General features: G+C 52.3%; 18 protein-coding genes and 1 tRNA gene. 8 read left to right on the top strand and 11 right to left on the bottom strand.

Annotated features, from left to right (window positions below):
• The 7 genes from HRF49_07170 to HRF49_07140 all read right to left on the bottom strand — a co-directional run.
• A partial coding sequence (locus HRF49_07170; protein ID MEP0814430.1) for a hypothetical protein occupies positions 1-409 on the bottom strand: 409 nt, incomplete at its 3' end.
• 27 nt (positions 410-436) lie between these two features.
• Positions 437-1,414: a peptidyl-prolyl cis-trans isomerase gene (locus tag HRF49_07165; protein MEP0814429.1), complete on the bottom strand. Its 978-nt coding sequence runs from the start codon at positions 1,412-1,414 to the stop codon at positions 437-439.
• A gap of 34 nt (positions 1,415-1,448) precedes the next feature.
• Entirely contained in the window at positions 1,449-2,696 is a 1,248-nt protein-coding gene (gene coaBC / locus HRF49_07160) for a bifunctional phosphopantothenoylcysteine decarboxylase/phosphopantothenate--cysteine ligase CoaBC (GenBank protein MEP0814428.1), read from the bottom strand.
• Between the two features lie 3 nt (positions 2,697-2,699).
• Entirely contained in the window at positions 2,700-3,080 is a 381-nt protein-coding gene (rpoZ, locus tag HRF49_07155) for a DNA-directed RNA polymerase subunit omega (GenBank protein MEP0814427.1), read from the bottom strand.
• 19 nt (positions 3,081-3,099) lie between these two features.
• Positions 3,100-3,723, bottom strand: a complete 624-nt coding sequence (gene gmk, locus HRF49_07150; protein ID MEP0814426.1) for a guanylate kinase — start codon at positions 3,721-3,723, stop codon at positions 3,100-3,102.
• 115 nt (positions 3,724-3,838) lie between these two features.
• The gene (locus tag HRF49_07145) at positions 3,839-4,684 is read right to left on the bottom strand and encodes a hypothetical protein (protein MEP0814425.1); all 846 of its coding nucleotides are present in this window, start codon (positions 4,682-4,684) and stop codon (positions 3,839-3,841) included.
• 132 nt (positions 4,685-4,816) lie between these two features.
• Positions 4,817-7,321 (bottom strand): glycogen/starch/alpha-glucan phosphorylase, encoded by a 2,505-nt coding sequence (locus HRF49_07140; protein ID MEP0814424.1) that lies wholly within the window; start codon positions 7,319-7,321, stop codon positions 4,817-4,819.
• A gap of 360 nt (positions 7,322-7,681) precedes the next feature.
• On the opposite strand from HRF49_07140, the gene HRF49_07135 reads away from it, so the two are divergent.
• Positions 7,682-9,262 carry a diguanylate cyclase gene (locus HRF49_07135; protein ID MEP0814423.1) on the top strand — a complete coding sequence of 527 codons (1,581 nt, stop codon included), beginning with the start codon at positions 7,682-7,684 and terminating at the stop codon, positions 9,260-9,262.
• 98 nt (positions 9,263-9,360) lie between these two features.
• Here the strand turns inward: HRF49_07135 and HRF49_07130 are convergent, their stop codons facing one another.
• Positions 9,361-9,597 (bottom strand): hypothetical protein, encoded by a 237-nt coding sequence (locus tag HRF49_07130; protein MEP0814422.1) that lies wholly within the window; start codon positions 9,595-9,597, stop codon positions 9,361-9,363.
• 161 nt (positions 9,598-9,758) lie between these two features.
• Here HRF49_07130 and HRF49_07125 point away from each other — a divergent pair, with 161 nt between their 5' ends.
• The 5 genes from HRF49_07125 (at position 9,759) to gap (ending at position 18,624) form a co-directional block, all read left to right on the top strand.
• Positions 9,759-10,367, top strand: a complete 609-nt coding sequence (locus tag HRF49_07125; protein ID MEP0814421.1) for an RNA polymerase sigma factor — start codon at positions 9,759-9,761, stop codon at positions 10,365-10,367.
• A complete protein-coding gene (locus HRF49_07120) occupies positions 10,360-15,813 on the top strand; it encodes a hypothetical protein (protein ID MEP0814420.1) in 5,454 nt (1,817 codons plus the stop codon). The genes HRF49_07125 and HRF49_07120 overlap by 8 nt, the downstream gene beginning before the upstream one ends.
• Positions 15,814-15,877: 64 nt before the next feature.
• Entirely contained in the window at positions 15,878-16,870 is a 993-nt protein-coding gene (locus HRF49_07115) for an NDP-sugar synthase (GenBank protein ID MEP0814419.1), read from the top strand.
• 70 nt (positions 16,871-16,940) lie between these two features.
• Positions 16,941-17,513 (top strand): hypothetical protein, encoded by a 573-nt coding sequence (locus tag HRF49_07110; protein ID MEP0814418.1) that lies wholly within the window; start codon positions 16,941-16,943, stop codon positions 17,511-17,513.
• 103 nt (positions 17,514-17,616) lie between these two features.
• On the top strand, positions 17,617-18,624 hold the full coding sequence (gene gap, locus HRF49_07105; GenBank protein ID MEP0814417.1) for a type I glyceraldehyde-3-phosphate dehydrogenase: 1,008 nt from the start codon (positions 17,617-17,619) through the stop codon (positions 18,622-18,624).
• Positions 18,625-18,662: 38 nt separating this feature from the next.
• Here gap and HRF49_07100 read toward each other — a convergent pair whose 3' ends face one another.
• The gene (locus tag HRF49_07100) at positions 18,663-19,718 is read right to left on the bottom strand and encodes a 6-phosphofructokinase (GenBank protein MEP0814416.1); all 1,056 of its coding nucleotides are present in this window, start codon (positions 19,716-19,718) and stop codon (positions 18,663-18,665) included.
• Between the two features lie 121 nt (positions 19,719-19,839).
• Here HRF49_07100 and HRF49_07095 point away from each other — a divergent pair, with 121 nt between their 5' ends.
• A complete protein-coding gene (locus tag HRF49_07095; protein ID MEP0814415.1) occupies positions 19,840-20,799 on the top strand; it encodes a 6-phosphofructokinase in 960 nt (319 codons plus the stop codon).
• 11 nt (positions 20,800-20,810) lie between these two features.
• Here HRF49_07095 and HRF49_07090 read toward each other — a convergent pair whose 3' ends face one another.
• Positions 20,811-23,801: a hypothetical protein gene (locus tag HRF49_07090; GenBank protein ID MEP0814414.1), complete on the bottom strand. Its 2,991-nt coding sequence runs from the start codon at positions 23,799-23,801 to the stop codon at positions 20,811-20,813.
• 53 nt (positions 23,802-23,854) lie between these two features.
• A tRNA-Leu gene (locus HRF49_07085) sits at positions 23,855-23,937 on the bottom strand.
• Between the two features lie 84 nt (positions 23,938-24,021).
• Here HRF49_07085 and HRF49_07080 point away from each other — a divergent pair.
• Positions 24,022-25,302 (top strand): ABC transporter substrate-binding protein, encoded by a 1,281-nt coding sequence (locus HRF49_07080; protein MEP0814413.1) that lies wholly within the window; start codon positions 24,022-24,024, stop codon positions 25,300-25,302.
• Positions 25,303-25,376: the final 74 nt, after the last annotated feature.

The following is a 25,376-nucleotide window of genomic DNA, read 5'->3' as shown; positions in this document are numbered from 1 at the left end:
CTACCAAGGCGCAGCTTAAGTTCATCCGGGCCGGACGCGCAAAAAAAAACACCGAGATTTCGCGTTCGGGAGGCGCGGGCAAAAGCATGGAAGCCGCGTCGCGGAAATTTTTCAAATTTGCGGTTGCAATCGAAATTGCGATGCGTCCAAGCTTTTTGATTACAGCGTCAGTACGCTCTATGCCCAGCAACGGCCTAAGCCTGCGTCTTTCCAACAAAGGGAGCGGTTGCCGGGACGCCAACACCAATGCCGGCGTAGGCTTGTTTCGGAAAGGAACCACGACGACTTCGCCTTTGGAAGGCGGCTCGTCCCGAAACGGGCAAAAATAACTGTATGTGCGACCGCCGCCGGAAGGGATGAGAAGTTCCACATCCACTTCGTAGTTCTTTCGCAGGTTAGAAGCTTCCAATTGCCTTTCTCCGCAAGCTGCCGCCCGCTATTCGCTGGAAGAGGGCACTTCGACGTTTTCCGGTTTCTTTGGTTCGAGAAGCTTTACCTTTGGTGAAACCGTCTCGAAACCGCGCTCGATTATCGCGTTGTAGGCCGCGGACATCGGCTTTGCCAGCTTCGCTTCAAGCATCTGCGCCATCAAATCATTTTTGACGTCTTCAAATGTAGGATTTTGGGCCGGATATTTCTTGTGGACGAAAACGATGTGGAAATGGTTTTCGCCGCGGATTATCTCGCTGTAACCGCCTTCCTTGGTTTTGTTGAATGCGGTATCCGCAAGAACGGAGTTTATGGAGTCCAGGTCGCGGAAGCTCATTACCCCAAGATATCCGCCCTGTTGCTTTAGTTCGGGGATTTCACCCATCTCCGCCACGAGATCGTTGAAATCTGCGCCATCTTTTAGTTTCTTGATCGCTTCCTCGCACTTCTCGCGCGACTTTGTCGAAAGCAGGCTGACTTCCACGCGCTCCGGCTTATGGAACTTGTCTATGTTTTTAAGGAAATAATCCTTGGCCTCCGCTTCGGTTACGGTGATTTTCTGTTCCTTGATGATGTTTTCGCGCAACAGCTTTACCAGCTTTTCCTCAAGGATTTGCATAGTGATCTGGCGGCGAATCACATCCTGGGCGAATACTTCCTGATATTGGACGTACCTGTTCCGGCCGTCCGCATCGATCATATTTTCTTTTATGAAGTCTTCGATTTCCTGATCGCTGACCGTTATATTCCTTTTTTCCGCCTCGGCCCTAACGATCACGTCCTCGACAAACTTCTCAAACATGCTCGACGATTGGATGAATAGGAACAAGCTGTAATCTTCGAGCGTGTAATCGTGACCGCCCTGAGAGAGGATGACCGTGTTATTTGCGGCAAGCGCGCCGCTTTTGCCGAAAAACGCTCCTGCCACGAGTCCCGCGGCGAGAAACACCGCTGCGACTCCCCAAAACGATAAATTCCGCATCATGCGCTTTCTCCTGTTTGCTAGTGTGTACTTCGGGTTATTCATCTTGCCCTCCGGGGCGGTTGTTTTCTGAATTCCTAAAAACTTTGCCGCGCACGGAATCGACAAGCAATTTGGCTATTTCTTCCTTAGGGGAAGGGCCGAAATTGGATTTCAAACCGTCGGCCAAAATTAATGCTCCGCTAAGCGGCGCTTCACCGAATGGCCCAATTCCGACGTCGACTGCCAGGATTGCGTCGAGCCGCTTTTCCTTGAGTTTTCTTTCCGAATTGGCCACGATATCCACGGTTTCGGCGCTCACGCCGACCAGTGGGGGACGCTTTTTCAAGCCGCCAAGTTCACTTAATATGTCAACAGTGCGTTTCATCTCAACTTTTAGCTCGGCCAAGTCGTCTTTCTTGATTTTGCGCGCGGAAGGGAAAGCGGGCGTAAAATCGGCAACCGCGGCCATCATAAATACGATATCCGAATTGTTTGCCGCGTCCAAAACCGCACGACACATCTCTTCCGCCGACCGGACGGAAATTCGAGGGCAATCAAGTGCAAATGCAGCTTCCACCGTATTTCCTTCGATCAATGTGACTTCAGCGCCGGAGTGAATGAGCTGCCTTGCCACCAGCCTGCCGAAATGGCCTGTCGAATTGTTGGAGACAAACCTAACCGGATCTATCGCTTCCCTCGTCGGGCCGGTTGTTACCAATGCTTTTATACCGCTCCAAGAACCTCCGCGGCCCAGGATGCGCTCCGTCGCGGCCTCTATTTCACAAACGGGCGCAAGCCGCCCTGCGCCAAATTCCCCGCAAGCCAACTCTCCTGTTTCCGGCATTACGAATTCGACTCCGTCTCCCTGCAGGATTTCGACATTGCGCTTGGTTGCGGGGTGTAGCCACATTCGTGTATTCATGGCGGGAGCGACCAGGACGGGGCAATCGGAACAGAGGTAAGTCGAGGATAAAAGATCGTCAGCGATGCCCGCGGCAAACTTCGCAATAACGTTGGCAGTGGCCGGAGCGATCAAAAACGCGTCGAAACCCTTGCCCAAGTCAATGTGCCTAAACGTCCCTTCCTGACCGATCAGATCCTTGCTTTTAAACAATTCAACGAAAACGGGGCGGTCGGTAAGCGCCTCGAAGGTGGTCGGCCCAATGAACTTGGTGGCGTTTTCCGTCATTACAACTTGGACGGAAACCCCTAGCTTGACGAAGTGCCTGGCGATATCGCACGCCTTATAGGCGGCGATTCCGCCGGATACTCCCAATAGCAATGAACGCGGGCGATCGTACAACCGCTACTCCTCTGCAAGCTCGGACAGGTCGTCCGGCTCATCCATATCGTCCATTTCGTAATCGTCGTCGGAAATTTCAATTTCGCCGGTCTCGTCCGCATCGAAAAAGCGCTTGGATAATTCCTCCGCGGGAATCCTCGGCTCGCGACCCTCGTCCACATCCTCGAACAGGTCAACGTATTTTAGGTCTTCGGCGGTTATTCTGCCTTGCGCGATTTCAAAAAGCGCGGTCGTGAGCGGCTTGTTGAATTCGTACTCCTTTGCTTTTTCCGGACGAAGATCCACTTCCCGTTTGATTTGCCTGGCGCGCTTGCTTGCAAGCAAAACGAGCTCGTACTTGCTCGGCACTTTGGCCAAAAGCTTTTCGAGCGATGGCTGCGTCAGGCTGGTTATTCTCTTTCTCTTAGTGTAAATCATTGCTTAGTTCCTTTGCCTCGAGTAAAAGTTTCGCAACAAGGTTGCGATTGGATTGCATTCGAAAGCGAAGCGAGCTCACGAGCTCGCAAAAATCCGCGGTTGCCTTTGTAATATCGTCGTTTACTACGGCATAATCAAAGTGGTCAATCAGCGCCATTTCTTCGGCAACCCGCGCAGCGCGGAGCTGAAGCTGCCTGGAGTTTTCCGTTCCCCTCGCTCGGAGCCGCTCCGCAAGCTGCCCCATCGTCGCCGGCAGCACGAAGACAAGAGCGGCGTCGGGATACGCACGTTTGATGGAAAGTGCTCCCTTCGGATCCAGTTCAAGAAGCACTTTTTCGCCCGGTTTTGCCGATTCAATCTGGTTTTTGGGAGTGCCGTAATAGGTATCGTAAAAGTGCTCCCATTCGACATAGTATCCCGCGTCAATTCTGGCTTTGAACTCTTCGGACGTGATGAAATTATAGTCCTTTCCGTTTTCCTCTCCTTGCCGAATTTGGCGCGTAGTGTCGGAAACGGTAACCCTTGATGTTGGATCCGCCTTTAGCAAGCCGCTTATTAATGTTCCTTTGCCCACTCCGGAGGGGCCGCTTACAACGATTAAGTCGTTCAAGGCAGGCCCTCCATTTTATATAGCAATCGGATTCCGCGGAACGGGCAAGACATATCAAAGCTGCATCGCTTTGAAATCGTTGCTACTCCATTACTTGTTAATTGACGCATATTAATCAGGTAAGACTTACTTCCACTCTGGAATAAGTGAATCGGTTGTCGAAATCGCGGCGCAGAGCGGCATCGATTTCCGACCAGTCTTCGGGATCCGGGCCCAAGCGTCTCAATTCCTCATCCGATAAAATCGTTTCGATATGCGCGATTTCGGAGGTTTCATCCTTGGCGGAGAAGTGAACGAAAAATGAATTGGATGATTGAAGCGGCCGGTTTTCGTCCATCAGAACGCAATGCAACCTGTCCCGCCGGTACCGGTTTTCCACCTCCATCTCGAAACTGTATACAGGCCTTGCAAGCATAGAGGAACGATATTTGTCGCAAATTCCCAGCAAATCCTTGGGAAATCTGTCCAAGGGCTTTTGGAAGAACAGCTCATCCAATAAAATCAGCCCCGATGCCGCATCCAATGAGTTTGTTGTTTCCCCCGCGAAATACCAGGCAACCAAGTCCAGGCAATCCTTTAGCGCGCTGAATTCCCCGTACGTAAACAGGTAATCTTTGAATGACCGGTTCTTGAGAGTCTTGGGGTAATTGTACGCAGTATCCAAATCGGCATAAATGTGCTTGTACAAAGCCACAAGGTACCTTTCCTCAGGCAAGACCTTATACCTGTGGAGGTAGTTTTCGAAAAGCATATGGTATTCGTCGCTGCGGTTAAAAGGAGTCCCGGAGCGGCCGTTGCCAGCGCCATCTCCCGGGCCGCCGTGGGAATGGGCGTAAAGCGGATATGGATAGTTATCCGGCGAAGCGATTTTGACCGCATTGGCCAGGTTCCTGAAGAACTCGTCCAGCGTAAAGCCGCTGTCATCAATTCTGAGATATGGAAGGAAAAAGGCGAACCGCATGAAAACCTCCAAACGGAGACCAAACTCGAGATAATATATCTTTGCCGGCCAATAGTCAATAGGTTTTGCTGCAAACCATGGCCAGTTTCCGCATTACCGAGGCCATTTTATTAAAAAGATGGCCGTGCCGTCTCAACATCCTGCTTCCAACGCGATGTCTTCCCGGCAAATTTCGCAAGGGGCGGCCTTCCAAATATCCCTGTTGTATTCAAGGATCGTCCGGTCGCTCGAAAACTTTCCGCTTCGGGCAACGTTGAGTATCGCCATTTTGTTCCAGCGTTTGTGGTCGGCGTACGCGGCCTCGACTTGCTCATGTGCCTCCAAGTAACTCTGGAAATCGGCAAGGACGAAATACGAATCCTGAGTCAGGAGAGAGTCCACGAGCGGATGGAACAATTCAGGCTCTTCCGGATTGAAGAAGCCGGAACGTATTAGATCCAGCGTGCGGCGCAGCAGCTCGTTTTCGGTATACGTGTGCCAGGGATCGTAGTGGCTGCGAAGCTCTTCCACCTGCGCGGCGGTCATCCCGAAAATGAAAATGTTTTCGTCGCCGACTTCTTCCTTGATTTCAATGTTGGCCCCGTCGAGCGTACCGAGAGTAACGGCCCCGTTTAGCGCGAATTTCATGTTGCCGGTGCCGCTGGCTTCGTATCCGGCGGTCGAAATCTGCTCCGAGACGTCTGAGGCTGGGAATATCTTTTCGGCCAGCGAGACTCGGTAATTGGGGAGGAAGATGACCTTGAGGAACCGGGATGTGGCCGGGTCGCGGTTGAGCATTTCTCCGACATGGCAGATGAGCCGGATGATGAGCTTGGCCATTATGTAGGCGGGCGCTGCCTTTCCGCCGAAGATAAACGTCCGTGGCTGCCAGCCGCGGGCCGGCGAGTCCTTCATCCTCAGCCAAAGTGATACCACGTGGAGGATATTGAGAAGTTGCCGCTTGTACTCGTGGATGCGCTTGACCTGGACATCAAAGATGGAGTCGGGGTCAACTGCAAAGCCGGTTAAATCGTGCGCGACGCTGGCTAGGCGCATTTTGGCGACATGTTTGGCGCTCACGAATTCCGCAGCGAAATCAGAATCGTCGGCGAACGATTCCAGCTTGCCAATCTCGTTGAAGTTCTTAATCCACCCCGTACCTATGCGCCGGGAGATTATGGAGGAAAGCTCAGGATTTGCCGCAAGCAGCCAGCGACGGGGAGTGACGCCGTTCGTCTTGTTGTTGAACCGGCCGGGGAAAAGCAGGTTGAAGTCGGCAAGCTCCTTGTTTGTGAGCAGGTCGGTGTGAAGCTTTGAGACCCCATTGACGGAATGGCTGCCGACGATGGCCAAATGCGCCATCCGCACCTTCTTTTCGGGTGCTTCTTCGATGAGCGAGGTGCGGCGTTGCAAGTCGTAGTCGCCGGGATGGACAAGGGAGACGTCACGCATAAATCTGCGGTTGATTTCGTAAATTATCTGAAGGTGGCGCGGGAGGATAGTCTCAAACATCGAAACGGGCCAGCGTTCAAGTGCCTCGGACAAGAGCGTGTGGTTAGTGTAGGCGAAAACCTGGGTTGTTATATCCCATGAGTCCTCCCAGCGCATGCCGTAGTCATCTAGGAAAATGCGCATTAGCTCCGGTATGGCCAGAGAGGGATGGGTGTCGTTAAGCTGTATGGCAACCTTGTCCGGAAACTCGCTAAAGTCTGTGTGGTTCACAAGATAGCGACGAATAATGTCCTGAATCGAGCAGGATGTGAAGAAATATTGTTGCTTGAGGCGCAGCTCACGGCCTTCGAAAATGTTGTCGTTGGGATAAAGCACCTTGGAGATGTTTTCGGAGTAGTTCTTCTCTTCAACGGCTTTCAGGTAGTCGCCGTGCTGGAAGTATTGCAGGTCGAATTCCTTCGATGCGCGGGCGCTCCAGAGTCGCAACGTGTTCACGGTGTTGTTGTCGTAGCCGTCAACCGGCGTATCGTAGGCTATGCCGATTACGTCGTCGGTGTCGAGCCACTCTGTCGTGAGCCGGCCGTCGGGCAGGACGGTCTGCTTAGTGTAGCCGTAGAATCGGACTACGTAGTGGCGCTCCGGGCGGGCAATCTCCCAGGGATTGCCGAACTTGAGCCAGGAATCGGGCGCCTCCACTTGGGCAAGTCCCCGGATAAACTGCTCAAAGATTCCAAACTCATATCGAATGCCGTAGCCGATGGCAGGAAGTTCAAGAGTGGCGAGCGAGTCCATAAAGCAGGCTGCCAGCCGACCGAGGCCGCCGTTGCCGAGGCCGGCGTCGGGCTCTTCCTCTACCAGGCGGTCGATGTCTATGGACAATTCCTTCATCGCTTGGACGGTTTCCTCGTACATTCCCAAATTGATCAGGTTGTTGACGAGAAGCCTTCCAATCAAGTATTCGGCGGAAAGATAGTAAATCCGCTTGACATCGGCTTTATAGTGTGTCTGCTGGGTTCGTATCCACCGCTCTATGAGCCTATCGCGGCAGGTGAGCGCAAGCGCGTGATATAGGTCGCGGACGGTGGCGGTGTATTGGTCCTTCGAAAGCGAATATTCCAGATGGCTGGCGAAGGACTTTTCAATTCCGCTTGCGTCCATGCCCTTGTGGAAGGTTCCCCAGGACTTGAACAACTCGCTGTTTTTCATTCACCCCTCCGGGGATGGAAGTGGCGTGCGGAAAGCCACGCCGGGTAGATTCTTTCACAAGCGGGGAAAGCTGTCAAACTTCTTTTGAGCCAAGTCGCAAATCGGCTGCGCAGGAAAAGGAAGGATAACGGCCCGGATATTTTTCCAAATTGCCCGCGGTTTCTCTGAATTTCCGGTAGCGACGGTATAATCATAAGGATGAGGTCGGATACCATCAGGAACCTGCGCGATCATTTTGCGCTCATCAAGCTACTAACGATTCTTGGGGGATGGGGATTGTTTTCCTTCCTCATCTCCTCGTCGAGTGAGCTTGAGGCGCCTTTTTTTCGCAGTTCCTTACTGGCGAATCTTTTCAGTCCATTGACCATTACTTATCTGGTGATTACGGTCGTGTTCTGGGCCGCGATCATTTTCGACGAGAGGTACGCTCCCAAGCTAAGTGCGGCCGTCTTCGGTTTCGACCTTTTATACGTTTTTTACCTCAACCTTACTTTTCCGACGTTTCACCTCGTTTTTTTGGGGGCTTATATAGCCCTGATGTTTTACCAGGGCCTTGCGCTTAGAATCTGGGCCAGACTGGGAATGTACGCCGGAGTGATAACACTGGCGATTATCGCCACGACCGGATGGCCGTTCTTTAAATTTGAAACAGGAAATATAGCGTTAACGAGCCAGCTTATCGCCGCACTTTGGGTGCTTATTTGCGCCGGCTATTTCGGGTGGAAAGTAATTCAACAGCATGAAAGCATGATCGACACACTGGATCGGATCACCGTCGAGCTTCTGGACACGACTCTGTCCACCGAAATCGCCAATGAAGAACTCAAGCAGCGCAACAAGGAAATAACCACTCTACTTCAGATAAACGAAATTATCTCGTCCAGCCTGGAGTGGGAAGCGCTTTTTACCAATACGATTCTTGCTCTTAAAAACAGCTTCATATTCAAGAACTTCAGCTTATTCCTGTACGACGAGGATGCCAAAGTACTGCGGCTTCGTATCGCAAACGGCGTGTTTTACGATGAGGAAGGTTCATTCAAAATCGAACCCGGCAAGGGTATTGCCGGTTGGGTGTTCCAAAACCGGACTCCGGTTTGCGTGGGGGATGTAAGCCGCGATCACAGATTTGTGGAGTTTTCTTCGTCCAAGACCATTCCAGCCAGCTTGTTGTGCGTGCCGCTGGTTTACAGAGGCGCGGCCATTGGCGTTATTAGTCTTGACAGCGCGACGACGGACAACTTTACGCGAAAGGACCAGAAGTTTCTGGAGTCCATCGCATACCTGATTAGCGTCGCCATCACCAATTCCAAGCACTACCGCATTGTCAAAGAAGAGAGCGTCACCGACAATTTGACCGGGCTTACAAATTACCGTGCGCTACAGAACAAATTCAGGGAAGCGCTTGAGCAAAATAGGCCGGAAACGGGCAAGTTGTCGTTCATGATGATCGACATCGATTATTTCAAGAAGATAAACGATACATACGGCCATCAGGCCGGCAACAGGGTTTTGCGCGGGTTGTCCGACCTATTTCGGAGTTACTTCCGCAAGGATGACGTGGTGGCAAGGTATGGAGGGGAGGAGTTTGCCATTATCCTGAAGGGAAGCCCCATAGCCGCTGCAAGGGACATGGCGGAAAACCTTAGACACAGAGTCGCCAGGGAAAAGTTTTACATAGACGATGAGCACACTCAGGCGATCAATCTGACCATAAGCATCGGGCTTTCCGGATTTGACAATGAGAACATTCAGGAGCTTGCAGGCAAATCCGATGACGATCACACGGACTTGACACAAATTCAAATTCAGCTTATTCGCAACGCCGACGAGGCGCTTTATGAAGCGAAGCGCGTTGGACGGAACATTGTGATCACATGGGAGCAGGCCGTCGGCCTACGCGGCGGCGAAGGCGAGGAAAGCGTCGAAGTAACGCCAAGATAGGCACCGCCTGCTGGGCGCGCCACCTGCGATTTGCAGTAGTATGAACGCCTACGGGCGCTGGCGTCGAAAACCGACCGATTTCCGATTGGGAAATGGCTTTACTCGGTTAACGTTTCCTTGACGCTTTCGATGAATGTTTCCGGCGGAGCGGCCGAAGCTTCGTTTGCCGTATCCAGAATCACTTTGGTTGTCAGGAATGTGCAGGCGACAAACAGGACCAATGCTAGGAGCAAGAGCCCCGTTTCTTTCTCTCGAACCGACTTGTGAATCAGGTAAACGGCGAACGAAATCGCCAAGGCAAATACCATTATCACCAGCTCGATGAAACCGATCATTTGGAGCCTCCTTGTGGCGGAAATTAATATATCACAAGACGGAAGTATGCAATAGGGGCGGTGTTTGGCTATTTGGAGGTGCGCGGTAAACTATGGCGTTCCCAGGTTGTTTAAATAACCGTCCCGGCGGTTTGGTCCGGCGGGTGATTTCGAGGTAAGGCGTGCATTCAGATGAGAAGCTCGTCGAAATGTTTCAAGATGGCGACGAAAGCTGTTTCGATGACTTGTTCGAGCGGTACCGCTCTCAAATCTACGCGTATCTTTACAGAACAACGGCCGACAAAGAAGCATCTCTCGACTTATTGCAGGAAACCTTCATTGCCGCATACTCGGCGCTTGATCGCTGGCAGCCGCGGGCGAAGTTCAGCACCTGGCTTTATACGATCGCGACCAATAAGCTCCGAAGCCACGTCCGCAAGGAGGGGCGCCGGCTTATGACGAAACCGCTCGAAACCCGGGATGTTTTCCTTGATTCCCCATACGAGATTCCGATCGCCAGCAAAGGCCTGAATCCGGAAGAGACTTATTCAAAGGATATCGCGGAAAAAAGATTTGCCGAGGAGGTAAAAAACCTTCCATCTCAGCAGCGCAAGGTCTTCGTGCTTCGGCTTCAAAACGGCCTAAAGCTCTCGGAGATTTCCAAGGTGCTTGGATTGGCAGAAGGAACTGTAAAGGCGCACCTGTTCAAAGCGGTGTCCCACTTGCATCGGGCTCTGGCAGGTCTTGAATATCCCGGAAAATTTGCTTTTACGGAGGGAAGCGATGAATAGCGGCCGTCCTGCCAGGAACATTGATTCATTCGATCATAGGCTTGTTCTTTACTATTTCGGCGAATTGGCCGAACCGGAAGCGAAAGAGGTTAAGGAGCTCTTAAACAGAGACTCCGATGAAAAGCGCAAGTATTCGAACCTCAAATCCTTTTTGGACGAACTACCCCGCAGCCCCGCTGAATTCCCAACTTCGGATGAATGGAGTACGTTAAGGCGCGAGGTGGAGGAAGGAATACAGTTGGAGAGAAAAAAGCGGGCGTCCGGCAAACGCGCGGCGCGGTTTAGAATGGCTTGGGCTGGTGCAGTTTATGCCGCAATTGTCGTGTTGGGTTTGTCTTGGTGGGGCGGTTTGGCTGCCAAACCTTCGCCGCTGATTGTACAGGTTTATGGAGGAGAGAAAATTTATGCGGGCAGTCAGGCTTCGCTAAGAGTGATCGCGCGTGAGCGTAATCAACATAAATCAGACAAGGAGCTCGCACGATTTCGCAAGACCTACCTCAAGCTCGGTTCGCAGTCTCCACAGGTCAAAGTTGACGACGGGGAAAAACCTATCTCCAAAACGCCCGGTTCGAACGCTGGTTCAGGCGAGGAGCCGTACAAGGAAAAAGTGGATGAAATTGAATCGAGACTTACGCCTAGGGAGCGTGTTATTTACGAGCCTCCCTACGAAGCTCTGGTGAAGGAATCATGGCGGATGATGGGCTTCGTGGAAAACGCTCCGATCAAAATCGAGCTTGTATCCAAGAAAGGCACCGATGTACTTTATTATGGGAAAACCGGGGAGCGCGGCACTTTTGACGGCAGCTTTGTCGTTCCATCGAAAGTGGGGGATGATGCGGAAATAAGGGTTATGCTCAACCACAAAGGCAAGTGGAGCCTGGTTTCGGCACCAATAAAAGTGCAAAGCAACTACGGCCTTGTGTTATCGCATGACAAGCCGCGGTACAAGCCTGGCCAGACGATTCACATGCGGGTGCTTGTTTCTGACAAGGTAGCCGGAAAGGCTGCGGGACAGGCTCCCGTTATCTTCGAGATTCTGGCTCCAGACGGAACGAAGTTGTACAGAATTCAAAAAAAGACTTCCAAATGGGGAATCGCGGCCGCCGATTTTGTCCTTGCGGATAATGTTGCGCTTGGCGAATATACGCTGAAAGTTATGTCAAACGGCGCTTCTCAGTCTGCCGCGGTAACCGTTGACAATTACCGCGTTCCCGATATCAGGATCGAGTTTTTGCCTGACCAGGATTGGATAAAGCCCGGTGATGTCCTTACAGGAATAATCAAGGCTTCTTATTATTTCGGAGAACCTGTAAAAACGGGCAGGGCAACTGTCGAATTCAGTTACTTTGATTTCGAAAAAGTGAGCGCAGGAAGCGTTTCAGGGCAGTTGGATTCATCCGGAGAGCTTGCATTTTCATTTAGAGTGCCCGAAAAGTTTTTTCTTAGAAATCCCGAAGAGCAACGCGCTGAACTCCAGGCCGATGTAACCGTCAGTGACGGAGCAGGACAGACGGCATCGGAATACGCTTCCGTGCTTGTATCGAAATCCAAATACATAGCCAACATCTTTCCCGAAGGGGGTATTTGGCAACGCGGCGTTGACAACTACGTGTACATATTGCTTACGACCGTTGATGGCGAGCCGGTTTCGCCTGCCAATTTCAGGCTTGAATCGCCGACAAATCCTAATAGTCCTGTGTTTCTCGTTGCGCCGGGGCTTTTTTCCGGGACGGTATCGGGCGCTGACACCGCCGCAATTTACTCCGACGGCAATGGGCTTACTTGTAAGTTTTCATTCCAGGATCAAGAAGGGCAGTGGCACGGGATCTTCTTCGCCAGCACGCTTTACGATTCCCGCCTCGGATATTCGCTGCACACCGACAAAGCGGTTTACAAGCCTGGAGACACCGCGAATCTGCTTGTAATGGGAGCCGTTAAGCTGAAATACAACCAGCAATACGCGGAAGCGCCGGTTTACGTTGACGTGGTGCGAGACGGCCAAATCATTATGACCACAAGCACTATGGCCATTGGGGACCGCGCGCAGGCATCTTTCGAAATTACCCCCCAGATGATCGGGGAAATAGACATACGGGCCTACACCCCAACCCAGAGTCCGGAGGAATCTGATGTCGCCCTGTTCGATTCCAAGCGAATTTTTGTCGTCGCAGATTCCAGCAAACTTGCGGTGGAGCTTTCGGCGGACAAAGAAAGCTATGAGCCAGGTGAAACTGCAAAGGTCAATATCAAACTTTTTGATTCAAAAGGCAATCCGACCGCGGGGGCAATCGGAATTTCGGCTGTCGACAGCAAGGCACTTTCGAAAGGGATTGAAGGTTCGTTGTACCCTAAATTTTATTACGATTTACTAAAGGAATTGATGGATCCCAGGGTGGAAATTGAGCCTGCCGGAATGGCGCGATTAATGGAAGCTATTCCGGACCCGGTGAAAGTGATGCAAATCGCTTCTGCCTCTGCCACACCAAGCGATCGGGAAGTTGCGGCGTCGCAGTTTGAGCGAGCCTATCAGATACTCGGTAGATCGCTTGCGTCGCGTGCTGCACCGGAAGAACGCAGCTGGTATCAGCTCTCCAGAAGCTCGTCGGAAATCGAATCGAAGCAAATCAACCTGCTGAAGGAAAGAACCAGGCGCTCGATGCAAATCGGCTTTCCTGCGATTTTGTTGGTACTTTCCTTGGCAGTGATCGTAATCACGGTTGCTCAGTACGGCAGCTTTAGCGCGGCGGTAGTGTCGCCAAAAGCCTGGAAGCAATACCGGTTGCTGGCTTGGCTGTCGGTTGCGCCTTGGATGGTCTCGATGCTGCCGCCATTTGCATACGTCGGGTGGATGGCAGTGTGCGCGATTTCCGCCGCTGGTTTGGCGTTTTCAGTGATATCGGCAAAATTGATCGGAGAACGTATCGACCTGTTTCGAGTTAAAGCTATGCTGCTGGCGGCGGCGTATCCGGTTAGCGCGGCATGGTTCGTGCTTGTTGGAATAGGCGAAATTTCAATTCCTGTCCAAGGATTGATTTTGGCGCTATTGTATGCAAATCCCTTCGTGCTTTCAGCAGCGTTTCTTTGCAACAATATCGAAAATCCTGTCACCGCGTCCCGCCTGCAACCGCTGAGAGTAACCACAACGATTTTGGCTGCCGGAATCGCGGGACTTGTAGTTTTTTCTTTTGGAGTACCCGGACTCCCTGAAGGTGCAAAATCCTTTTCCACTGAATCCGTTGCAACGGGCGGCGATTTGGGCGGCACCCCCAGGGAAGCCCTGTTCGAGAAGGCGGCAACGTCAGCTTCGGCCTCCTTGCAGCATAAATCCGAGCCTGCGCGCATAAGGAAGCATTTTCCGGAGACGCTTGTGTGGATTCCCGAACTGGTAGTGGATGATTCAGGTCAGGCCGACTGCACCTTTGAGATGGCCGACAGCCTGACAACGTGGGAATTTTCGGCTATAGCAAGCGATGCCGGGGGCAACATTGCCACAAGCAAGATTATGTTGCCTGTCAAGACCGGATTCTTTATTGACGCGCTTATTCCGGCGGAAATGACTTTAGGCGATGAAATTACGGTTCCAATTGCTGTCTACAATTTCACCGGGGCAAATCAATCGGCGTCCGTATCTTTACAGCCTGCGGACTGGTTTTCGCTTTCGGGTTCCCCTTCGGCAGCAATTACCGCACCGAATGGATCCGCCGTATATGTCGAGTTTCGAATTAAGGCGTTGCGCGTGGGCGATTTCGCATTAAGCGCCACGGCCAATTCCGGAGGCGGGCGTACGGACGCAATCGAATACCCGGTCAGGGTGGTTCCAGGCGGCAAGGAAGTTGTAAAGATTACAAATGGTATATTTACAGATAAGGAGTCCAATTTCACGGTGCAGGTGCCGGAAGGGGCAATAGCCGGATCGGTAAATGCCGTGTTGAAACTCTATCAGGACGCTGGAAGCCACATTTCCGAAAGCTTCGAAAGTGCGCAACAGCCAGGCCAAGGAGGATTTATCGAAACCTCGGCGGCATATTATCCCAGCGTTCTTGTTTTAAGTTATCTTAAAAATGCCGGGCGGATTTCCCCCGAAGTCGAATCAAGGGCGCGCGAAAATCTAAGTATCGGATATCAAAGCATTCTGGCGTTCGAAACTTCAGGCGGAGGTTTTTCCTTCTATGGGGAAGACCAAGCGGATTTGACGGTCACCTCTTTCGGGCTGCTCGATCTTCTTGAAATTGAAAAAGTGGGTTTTGTAGATGCAAATCTTGTGAAACGGACGCAGCGATGGCTTCGTTCCCAAGCGGAGCCGGGTTCAGGATTGTTCAGGTTACCCGGGGGCCGCTATGACGCAATGCATTCAGTTCCAGGAATGGAGCTGGCGGTCAATTCCTATGTTTTGTGGGCTCTGGCTGCTTCTGGCGTGGAACGCGGCGAAATGTTAAATGCCGTTAACCAGTTGAAGGCCGACGCCAAAAAGACCGACAATCCTTATGCCCTTGCCGTTGCAATAAACGCACTTTCAGCCTTGGGCGGAAATAAAGACGAGATCGATTTTCTGTGCGGCAGGCTGAAGGGTATGGCGAAACTCGATGAGCGCAAGAAACTTTATTGGGAAACTCCAGGCCCGACTTTGACATTTGCAACAGGAAAAACGGCTAATGTCGAATGTACGTCGCTGGCAGTGCTGGCGTTGCTATCCGGTAACACCGGTTCGGGCGATGCCGCGAGTGCGATTGAATGGCTAGCAACTCAAAAGGGACAAGATGGAACTTGGGGAAGTGCACGCGCAACAGCATTGGCCTTGAAAGCTTTGGTTGCTGGAGAGGATTTCCTAAGCTACAAAGGGGACGGAACGGCAATTTTAAAATCCGGCGTGACTGAAATAGCGGAAGCGATATTTTCCAAAGAATCAAACGGAGTTGCAAAGTTCATAGACCTTAGCCAGGCGCTAAACGGAAAAGGTGCCACTACCTTTTCACTTGCCGGTTTCAATTTCGGCCGGCTGTTTTACCAACTGGATGTGCGTTACAACCTGCCATGGAATGAGGTGCGTGAAAGCCCTGTCGCCAAGCCGTTCGAGTTTTCGGTCAGTTACGACAGAACCGAGCTGGCAGTCAAAGATACATTGCGCGTCGAGGCTGAAGCAAAGTATTTGGCGGCGGGTTCGTCGGGTGCAATCGTGATGCAGGTGGGTATCGCGCCCGGCTTCAAGCCTTTGGCCTCCGACTTGGACGCGCTTGTGAATTCAGGAATAATCGCTCGGTGGGAGGAGACCGGGCGCTTTTTAAGGCTTTATCATTTTGGGCTCTTGCGGGGCGATCGTGTGGTAGTGCGGTTTAGGATGAGAGCGCTGTATCCATTATCGGCTGAAGTACCGCAGAGCAATGTTTACGAAATTGCCAATCCCGAAAGCGCTGCGGCCGCACCTCCTTTAAGGATATCGGTGACATAGGTAAGCAATGACAACAGGGGCGATTGACACGGCGGTTGTCTTGCTGGGCGGGTTTGGAACCAGATTGGCGCCATTGACAGACTCAATTCCAAAGCCTGCATTACCGTTTCTTGACAAGCCAATAATCACATACCTTTTGGAGCAGTTTAGAGAGGCGGGAATCACAAGGCTCGTGCTGGCGCTCGGCCATGGAGCGGACGAGATAATCCAGCTTTTCAACGCGAACGGCAATTTTGGCTTCGATGTGCACGTATGCTTGGAGCGGGAACCTTTGGGTACGGGAGGCGCGCTTCGTAACTGCCTGCAATACATCGAGGGGAGATCTTCGGTACAGGTGGCCAATGGTGATATTCTCAACAACATCAATTTGCAAGCGATGTTTGAATGGCACCGACGCGCTGGGAACGTTCTTACCATCGCGGCGTTTTCCGTCCCTGACCCGTCCCGATACGGATTAATCATTATGGACGAGGAACACCGGATCAAGGATTTTTTGGAGAAACCGCACGGTTCGGACGCATCGCAGCACTGGGTGAACACCGGCTATTACATTATTGACCCCGCGCTTGTCGCCGAAATTCCGGAAGGGAAAAAAGTAAGTCTGGAGCGCGAAACATTTCCGGCCCTTATCCGCGCCGGCCGCGCTATAGGAGGATTCCCTCACTCCGGCTACTGGCGCGACATCGGCACGCTCGCGAGTTTCTGGCGGGCGCATTTTGAAGTCCTGCATCATTATCAGATGTACGATCCCGCGTTTGGGGGCTATGAAAATAAGGGCTTCCACGTTTTCCGGGGATATGTTTACATCGCAGAAACCGCCGTACTTGCCGGCAAGGCAAAGCTGAATGGCCAGGTGGTCGTCTCACGCGGCGTGAAGATTGGCGAGAACGCGCAACTTGAGCGCACGATAGTGATGCCGCATGCGGAAATTGGCGAAGGAGCGGAGCTGCTGGACTGCATAATAGGCCCTGAAGCAAAAATCAGGCCCGGAGAAAAATTGGAAGGCGCGTGTATCACGCAATCAAGAAAGGTTCCTTTCGATACAGGCGAATATTAGTTTTGCGGAAACCCGTTTGTCGGCTCGTTATGTATAATTCCCATTGATGGCCGGCGGAGCTTTTACTTTTTTGATCGTACTCCTGGTGTTGATTACCGCCGGGCTTGCTACGATCATCGGACTTTGGCTCAGAGAAGGGAGCATATTTCCGGGCGATAGAACCGAGCGGATTCACCGAGAAATACTGGACGAAATAGATGCACGGCTTAAAAAGTTCGAGTCAACAGTAGTTGAAGCGCGTAAAATCGAATTGAAGTTAAATGAAACGGTTCATCTGGCTGCCAAGCTTGCTGGAATGGCATCTGCACTTTCCGCCGCTTCGGGCTTTGCCGGAACTGCTGCGGATAAAGAATCAGCCAAGCCGCCGACAACGCTTAACGATCCGACGCTGACAAATTCGCAGCGCGAACGTTTAAAAAGCTTGGAAGAGCAGTCCGCTGATCCAGCAGCCGCCGATATTGCGGGGGAGTTGGACGATGGACCAAGCGCCGAGTACGCAGAGAAGGCGTTGAAAGCTCTCGAAATGACCAGGAAGGGCAAGTCGAACGCCGAAATTGCCTCCAGGCTCGGCTTGGGAGTCGGCGAGGTGGAGTTGATTTTATCATTGGTAAAGGACGCCGCCGGCTTTAAAAAAGCACCTTAGTCTTTCAAAGCTTGCGTGATTCAAAGCTTGCACGATGTGAGACAGGATGTATAATCGCATTATCGGCGCCCGCCGCCGGTAATCACCATCCTCGGAGGGGACAATGGCGATCAAGGTTGGCATAAACGGATTCGGCCGTATCGGCAGACAAGTGTTTCATCTTGCGCTGGACGAGCCGGAAATCGAGGTAGTCGGCATCAACGACCTCGTGGACGAGGATTTGCTTGCGCACTTGCTCAAGTACGACTCGAATTACGGCCGGTTCACCAGGCAGTTTAAAGTCGGGCAGGATACTTTTGAGTTCCCGAACGGCTACACCGTGCATTTGTTTAAAGAAAAAGATCCGGCAGCTTTGCCGTGGGCAAAGTACGACGTGGACATCGTTCTTGAATCTACCGGACGGTTCACGGACGGGGAAACTGCAAGAAAACACATCGATGCCGGGGCTAAGTTCGTCGTGATTAGCGCGCCCGGGACGAATGTTGACGAGACATTCCTGATGGGAGTCAACCATTCGAATTTCGATCCCGCCAAGCACAAAATCATTTCGAATGCAAGTTGCACTACGAACTGCCTTGCGCCTGTTGTCAAAGTTCTGGACGACAATTTCGGCGTCGAATGCGGGTTGATGACGACGATTCACAGCTACACGAACGATCAGGTCATTCTTGATGCTCCGCACAAGGACTGGCGGCGCGCAAGGGCTGCTGCATTGAACATGATTCCGACAAAGACCGGTGCCGCGGCAGCCATAGGACTGGTTCTGCCTCATTTGGCCGGCAAGATAGACGGTTTCGCCGTGCGAGTGCCCACGCCAACGGTTAGCTTGGTTGACTTCACCGCCATCCTTGGCAAGGATTCGGATTCCAAAGCGGTTAACGCCGCGGTTAAGGCGGCCTCGGAAGGCGAGTTGAAGGGAATACTGGCCTATTGCGAGGACGAGTGCGTTTCGATGGACTTCAAGCAGGATCCGCATTCGTCCATCTTCGATCCGAAGTATACGAAATTTTCGGGCCCGCGATTCGTCAAAGTGTTGTCGTGGTACGACAACGAGTGGGGTTACTCGGCGCGTTGCGTTGATTTGATGAAATTCATGGGCTCCAAGTTCTAAACCATCTGCCGAAAACGTGAATGCAGCCGGCGTCAATACTAAAAGGCCAGATGGTCGCGCATTGATACGCGCAGGAAAAACTCGGTCTCGCGCAGAGTTTTTATGTCCACAACTCGGTTTTTCCTGAGCGCCTTTTCGAGGGGTACATAGACAATCTTGTGTCCTTTCAGGGCAACCATCGTGTCTGTATTGCCTTCAAGACAGCCGATTACCGCGGCTGCACCGTAACGGGTAGCCAAATTTCGGTCGAATGCGGTTGGGGTGCCGCCGCGCTGCATATGGCCGAGAACGATGCTTCGCACTTCGTATTCCGTGCGCTTCTTAATTTCGCCGGCAACCCATTCGCCGATGCCACCCAAAATTATGTGACCGAATGCATCGATTTCCGCGGTCTTGGATACCTGATCATGGCCGCCTTCGGGTAACGCGCCTTCCGCAACAGCAACAATAGCAAACCTCTTGCCTTTCTTGTGCGCCTCCCTAAGCGACGCGCAAACGCGATCCATGTTGAAGGGACGCTCCGGGATCAGAATGATGTCCGCGCCGCCGGCAAGGCCGCCGAGCAGAGCAAGCCATCCCGCGTCGCGTCCCATAACCTCCGCGACAATAATCCTGCTGTGGCTGGCGGCCGTGCTGCGCAGCCTGTCCAGCGCATCCATCACGAAATTAAGCGAGGTGTCGAATCCGATCGCGTAATCGGTTTCGCCTAAATCGTTGTCAATTGTTTGCGGGATACCGATGGCCTTTACCCCGTGTTTTGCAAGCTTGTGGGCGACGCCCAGCGTGTCGTCTCCGCCGATTGCGATCAAGTAATCGATTCCGTGCTTTTTGAATGTTGCCAAAACTTTGTCCGGCCCTTTGTCCATCTTGAATGGATTCGTGCGCGAAGTGCCCAGAATCGTCCCGCTCAAGTTTATTATTCCTGAAACGGCGGTTGAAGTAAGCTTGAAGGTTTTGTTCTCGACCGCGCCCCGCCAGCCGTCCCGGATGCCGACGACATCGTGCCCTTCCTCTAAAGCGGACAAAGTGATCGCCCTGGTTGCGGCGTTTATTGCCGGGGAATCGCCGCCTCCCGTTAGCACACCGAATCTCATAACAACTCCTTTTACCTTTGCCGAACCCTTCATTAACCTAGGCACATGCAAAAAGCGGCGAATTTTAGCAGATTGAATTCAGGCGGTGCTAAAATCAGTTTTTAGCCTCAGGGAGGGGCAGATGAACATCGGAGTTCTTACGAGCGGCGGCGATTGCCCTGGCATGAACGCTGCGTATCGTTCTGTTGCGCGCGTTGGATTGTCCAAAGGTCATAAGCTTGTCGCGTTCAAATGGGGCTATAAGGGCCTCATCGACGGTGACGCAAAGGTGGTGTCTTACCTTGACGTTGCGGATATCTTGCAGCGTGGCGGAACGGTGCTGGGCAGCGCGCGCAGCGAGGAATTTGAAACGGAAGAAGGCCGTCAAAAAGCTTACGAATCTATAAAAGCCTGGGAATTGGATTGCCTAATCGTTATTGGCGGGGACGGCAGTCTCAAGGGAGCGCTCGCGCTTTCGCGGCTGGGAGTCAGGCTGATTGGCATCCCGAAAACAATCGACAACGATGTGCCGGAATTGGATACGACAATTGGATTCGACACCGCGTGCAACACGGTTGTGGATTCGCTTACAAGGCTGCGTGACACCGCGGCGAGCCACCACAGGGCGTTTATAGTGGAAACGATGGGGCGCGGCTCGGGCTGGTTGGCGCTGTCCAGCGGGATAGCCGGCGGAGCCGACATCATTCTGATCCCCGAAATGCCTGTAGACTACGACGTGATTGCGCGCGAAGTGGAACACAGGCTGGAAAACTGGGGGACGTACGTGATCATAGTAGTGGCCGAAGGATTCGCGCGGGGCAGAGACGTCAAAAACGAGTTGGATAAGCATTTAAAGGTTCCTGTGGACATGCGCGTAACCGTTTTGGGCCATGTGCAGCGCGGCGGCTCACCCACCGCATTCGATCGCGTACTTGCAAGCAGACTTGGATACGAGGCGGTCGTCGCGGCGGAAGAAGGTGAAGACGGAATTTATGTCGGACTATCCGGAAACGTGATTAGGAGGTTTCCGTTATCAAGGTTGGAAGGGGATAAACGAGCGATAGATCCATCTCTTTACGAGCTTTCGCGGATAATTAAATAGCGCGGCGTTGGCTATAAGTCTTTGCGACAGCCGGGTTTGAGTATTGCGGCCCTTCCGGAAACTCCGTCAAGCAATACCCGGATGGAGCCTTGAGTCCTGACGTGCCGAACGAAAGAAGTTTCTGATACTACCTTTTGAGTGTCCAGCCAATTGAAATCCACAAATTCATCGTTGCTGGATGACTTTATAGTGAGGTAGCCCATTTCGTGGGCGGTTATGTTATGGAAAAAGTGCGTGCCTTGCGAAGGCTCGACCTTGAAGTTTTCAAGGATTATTTCGATTATAACGCGGGCGGCCGAGATGTCCTCCCAATCGACGGGGATTCCCAACCAACTGTCGCTCGATCCCCATCGTCCTGGCCCAATCAAAAGAAAGTTGCAGCCCTTATTGAGCAATTCCCCGTTCAAAGCAGAAATATGCTTGGCAATTTCCTTGGTTTTCGATGCTTCGAACGCTCCCGGCATTACATATACGATATCGGATATGTTCTCGATTATGCCGTTGCCAAGTGAAGATTCGCTGCGGCAAAAGACCGCATCAGGATTTAGGTTATCAAGAGATATGCGCTCAGGCGAAGACTCGGCCACCAGCTGGCGGAATTGCAAGATCGACAGTGACGCCACCTTTTCGTTTTCATCCGGAATGTTTATTGCGAATTCGATTTCAACCGGGCAGCCGACCGCTTGAGAAAGCTTACCAAGCAAGTGGTCAACGGCTTCGGCCATTGGATAAAGCCGATTCTTTAGAATATGGGCGAATGTAACAATTCGTTGTCCCGGGCGGGAAATGCCGTCGTATACGCGGTCGTCTTCTGCAGAGTAAGTGGAACCTACCGCTTCCAGCGTGCCGTGAGCTTCCGCGGAATCCAGTTCAAGCTTTTTGAGGTTATGCTCAAGTTGAGTTGGGTCTGCTTCAGAATTGGACGACAAGTCGAGAGCATAGAAATATCTTTGGGTGGCGGCCGCCAAGTCGGCTGGGCGGCCAATCGGCGGAAGGCTTTGGGGAAATCTGGGACAAAACCGCCAGGTTAACCCCCCTTCCACAACGTATTTCCCCAAGCCCAGTGCAACGGAAGCGACTCCCCATCGCGGATCTTTTTCCTGGATGGCGTAATAATTGTGCGAGGATGCAACTCCCGAAACCAAGGGATAAAAATATTGGTCGTATCGCCTGCCCACGAGTTGCTGAACAATTACCGCCATCCTTTCTTCTTCGATTCTGTACGGGGAAGAGAGGATGTACCGCTTCGCCCGCTTGTGAAAGGTGGAGGCGTAAACCAATTTGATTGCTCCGACAAGCAATGCCGTCCTGGTTTGTGCAGAAGGCTGGTTATTGGAGAGCATCAGAGTTCTATATACGCCAGCGAACGGCAAATACTGCGAGTCCTCCAACTGGCTTGAAGAACGCACGGCCAGTGGAAATGTACGGTTCGCCACAAATTCAGAGACACTAGATTCCGCGTCTTCCGGAAATTCCCCCGACAGGAACAGCCGATCGATGTCCGAATCGGACATATCTCCCAATACTTTGTCCCAAAGGCGGTTCCGGTTCATGAATTCTTCAAAGACGCCGGTGGCAATTACGGCTGTGATGGGCAATTTATATGTCATTCCCGACGGTCCGCCGTCGAACGTATAGCGCGACATCATCCTGTTGATAAAGGCAAGATTGTGTGCCTTGCCTCCAAGGCTGCCGGCTCCAATTCGGGTGAATCCGGAAGTTGAATGGCCGGCAAAGTCGGTTACAACGCCTCTTAAAATTGCGCTTCTGAATTCGCTGAATACTCCTATTAGAAACGCGCGCAATTCTGCAATATCAGCGAATTCCTCCACGCTAATCGGCTTGAGCATTGCTGCAAGCTCAAATTCGGTGCGTGCCTTGAGCCAGCTTGAAAAATGATTGTGACTGGCGTGATAAAGCACGGACTCGTCCGGTATATCGGGCAGGATTTCCTGCAGTTCCTTTAAATTTCCAGCACGTCCGACTTCTTTGCCGTCCGGCAACCTGAAGATAAAATCCCCGAATCCGAAATTCTCCCTTATGAAGTCTCGGAGCTCGTTCAGGAGCGTGGGGGAGTTCTTATTCAAGAATCGGACTGCCAATTCCTCCGCTGTTTTCGAGTTATCCGCAAGGCTCGATTGCAGCAAAACGGGAAGGTGCGGATTCTCCTTGCGAACCATTTGAATGAAATGGAAGCCCGCGCCGTGATCGTGCACGCCGCGGCGCGGAAAAGCTACATCAGATACCACACCAAGCAGGTTGTCCTTGAATTCCTCATAGTACGCGCATGCTTCTTCGAAAGTTCTGGCGAGCAGAATTTTCGGCCGAGCGCCCTGACGCAGAAGCCTGTGGGCCAAGTTGAAGCCCTCGGCCATCAGGTGCTGGGTTTGTCTCATGATTTCGGTGTAAATAAGCGGAAGAAACTTGGATATGAATGTTGGCGAGTCTTCAATGACGATGATCGCTTGCACTCCTCCGACTTTAACGTCGTGTTGGGCGTTCAGTTGATCCTCGATCATCTTTGTGATCGCCATAAAAACCTTCAAATCACCTTGCCAAAGGAAAACATGGTCAATGGCCGACGAGCCTGGAAGTTCCTTTAAACGATCGATTTCACGCGAATTGTGCGCCAGGAGTACAATCGGCAGACCCCGATGCATTTTCTTGATTTCCTTCGCCAAATCCGTGATGCCGCGATCTTGAATCCTTGGCATCGTGACAACCAGATCGTAATTGCGCCCATCAAGCGCCCGAAGCGCTTCCTCCGCGGAACCTGCGCGATGGAATCTGGGTGAAAACCGCAGGTTGAGTTCAAGGAATTCGGATAGGAGGAGTTCGGAGAGATGCCCTTCGCCCTCTAGAATATAAGAGTCGTACAGGCTTGCCACCAGAAGGACATCCATAACCCTATGATGCATCAGGTTATGAAATCCCTCGAAATCGAGCGACATCCGTTTTATCCGCTCGTCCAGGGTGGATTTTCCGAAGGATTTTGGATGCATCGAGGCGATTATAGCGCCTGAAACCGCGAAGTATGCATTAAAAAACGGTTTAATGCCGAAGGTGGGAGTCGAACCCACACGCCCGTGAGGACACTAGATTTTGAGTCTAGCGCGTCTGCCATTCCGCCACTTCGGCCTTGCCTGAATTGTATTGTGGTGTATACTTTCGTGTCAAGGCGCCGGCCGCTTTGGCCCGCGCCAGGCTTTGGGGAGGTTGCTCATGAGGAAATGCGTTTATGGGTTGATTTCGGTCGTTCTTGCCGCGTTGCTGGCCGGATGCAATCCGCCTCCGGCCGAGGATGAAGGCGGCGGCGCGGATGGCACTGCCAAGCTTCACGGCGACGCCGAGGGCATCAAAATCGGCGTGAACCTTGAGCTTACGGGCGACACGGCGACTTTCGGCCAGTCGTGCCTTAATGGAATCAAACTTGCTCTTGAGGAAATGGGTCCGAAGCCGGTTCTGGGGAAGGATATCATTCTGATTCAGGATGATAACCAGGGCAAGGGAACCGATGCGGCGAATGCCGCAAAGAAGCAGGTAGATATAGATAAGGTTCCGCTGATGATCGGAGCTGTTGCTTCAACAAATTCCATCGCGATCAGCGCGATAGCCGAAGACAAGCATGTCCCGCAAGTTACACCGGCGTCCACCAGGACAGATCTTACGCTCGCGGGCGACGGCACAACCAAAAAGTACACATTCCGGACGTGCTTCATTGACGATTTTCAGGGCGATGCGATTGCAAAGTTTTGCCGCGAGGATTTGAAGGCGGAGCGGATAGCAATTCTTTACGACAACGGCTCGGACTATTCCAAAGGAATATATGAACGCGTCAAAAAGACCTTTGCAGAGCTTGGTGGAACGATTGCCGCGGAACGAACCTACGACGCCAAGGTGGACAACGATTTTAGAGCCCATCTTTCGCAGATTCACGCAAGCAAATTTGACGTGCTGGTCGTACCGGGCTATTACAGCGAAGTCGGCAAGATAGCTTCCCAGGCGCGCGAAATTGGAATAACACAAACAATTGTCGGAGGCGACGGTTTCGACTCGCCAAAACTGGTCGAAATAGCCGGCGACGCGATAGAAGGCGCGTTCTTCACGACACACTTCTCGGCGGATGATCCCAATCCGACCGTCCAGGCGTTCGTTTCAAAATACAAGGCGCGCTACAACGCGGTGCCCGACGCGATGGCGGTTTTGGGATACGACGCGATGAACTTGTGTGCGGACGCAATAAAGCGCGCGGGCGCAGCGGATCCTGAAGCCATAACGAAAGCTCTCGGCGAAACCAAGAATTTCCCGGGAGTTACCGGCAATATTACGATCAACGACAAGCATAACGCCGTGAAGGATGTCGTTGTTTTGCAGGTCAAGGAAGGTAAGTTCGCAATGTACAAAACCATTCCTGCCGAATCGCCTGCCCCTGCAGCCACGGATTCAAACGAGCCGGTTGAAATGAGTGATGCCGCCGAGCAGGGCGAAAGCCACGGTGCGTAGTCAGGATTGCAAATGTGTCGATAAAATGCGGGGGCGAATTCCGCCCCCGCATTTGGATTCAAGTCACCGGGGGT

It is taken from the genome of bacterium, from assembly GCA_039961635.1.
GTDB lineage: Bacteria > 4484-113 > 4484-113 > JAGGVC01 > JAGGVC01 > JABRWB01.
This window is presented reverse-complemented; position numbering and strand designations above follow the sequence as displayed.

What these genes read in the sequence shown, in the direction of transcription:
- HRF49_07165 (MEP0814429.1), bottom strand. Translation starts at nt 1,414, where the DNA reads ATGATGCGGAATTTATCGTTTTGGGGAGTCGCAGCGGTGTTTCTCGCC.
- HRF49_07145 (MEP0814425.1), bottom strand. Translation starts at nt 4,684, where the DNA reads ATGCGGTTCGCCTTTTTCCTTCCATATCTCAGAATTGATGACAGCGGC.
- HRF49_07140 (MEP0814424.1), bottom strand. Translation starts at nt 7,321, where the DNA reads ATGAAAAACAGCGAGTTGTTCAAGTCCTGGGGAACCTTCCACAAGGGC.
- HRF49_07130 (MEP0814422.1), bottom strand. Translation starts at nt 9,597, where the DNA reads ATGATCGGTTTCATCGAGCTGGTGATAATGGTATTTGCCTTGGCGATT.
- HRF49_07120 (MEP0814420.1), top strand. Translation starts at nt 10,360, where the DNA reads ATGAATAGCGGCCGTCCTGCCAGGAACATTGATTCATTCGATCATAGG.
- gap (MEP0814417.1), top strand. Translation starts at nt 17,617, where the DNA reads ATGGCGATCAAGGTTGGCATAAACGGATTCGGCCGTATCGGCAGACAA.
- HRF49_07100 (MEP0814416.1), bottom strand. Translation starts at nt 19,718, where the DNA reads ATGAGATTCGGTGTGCTAACGGGAGGCGGCGATTCCCCGGCAATAAAC.
- HRF49_07095 (MEP0814415.1), top strand. Translation starts at nt 19,840, where the DNA reads ATGAACATCGGAGTTCTTACGAGCGGCGGCGATTGCCCTGGCATGAAC.
- HRF49_07090 (MEP0814414.1), bottom strand. Translation starts at nt 23,801, where the DNA reads ATGCATCCAAAATCCTTCGGAAAATCCACCCTGGACGAGCGGATAAAA.
- HRF49_07080 (MEP0814413.1), top strand. Translation starts at nt 24,022, where the DNA reads ATGAGGAAATGCGTTTATGGGTTGATTTCGGTCGTTCTTGCCGCGTTG.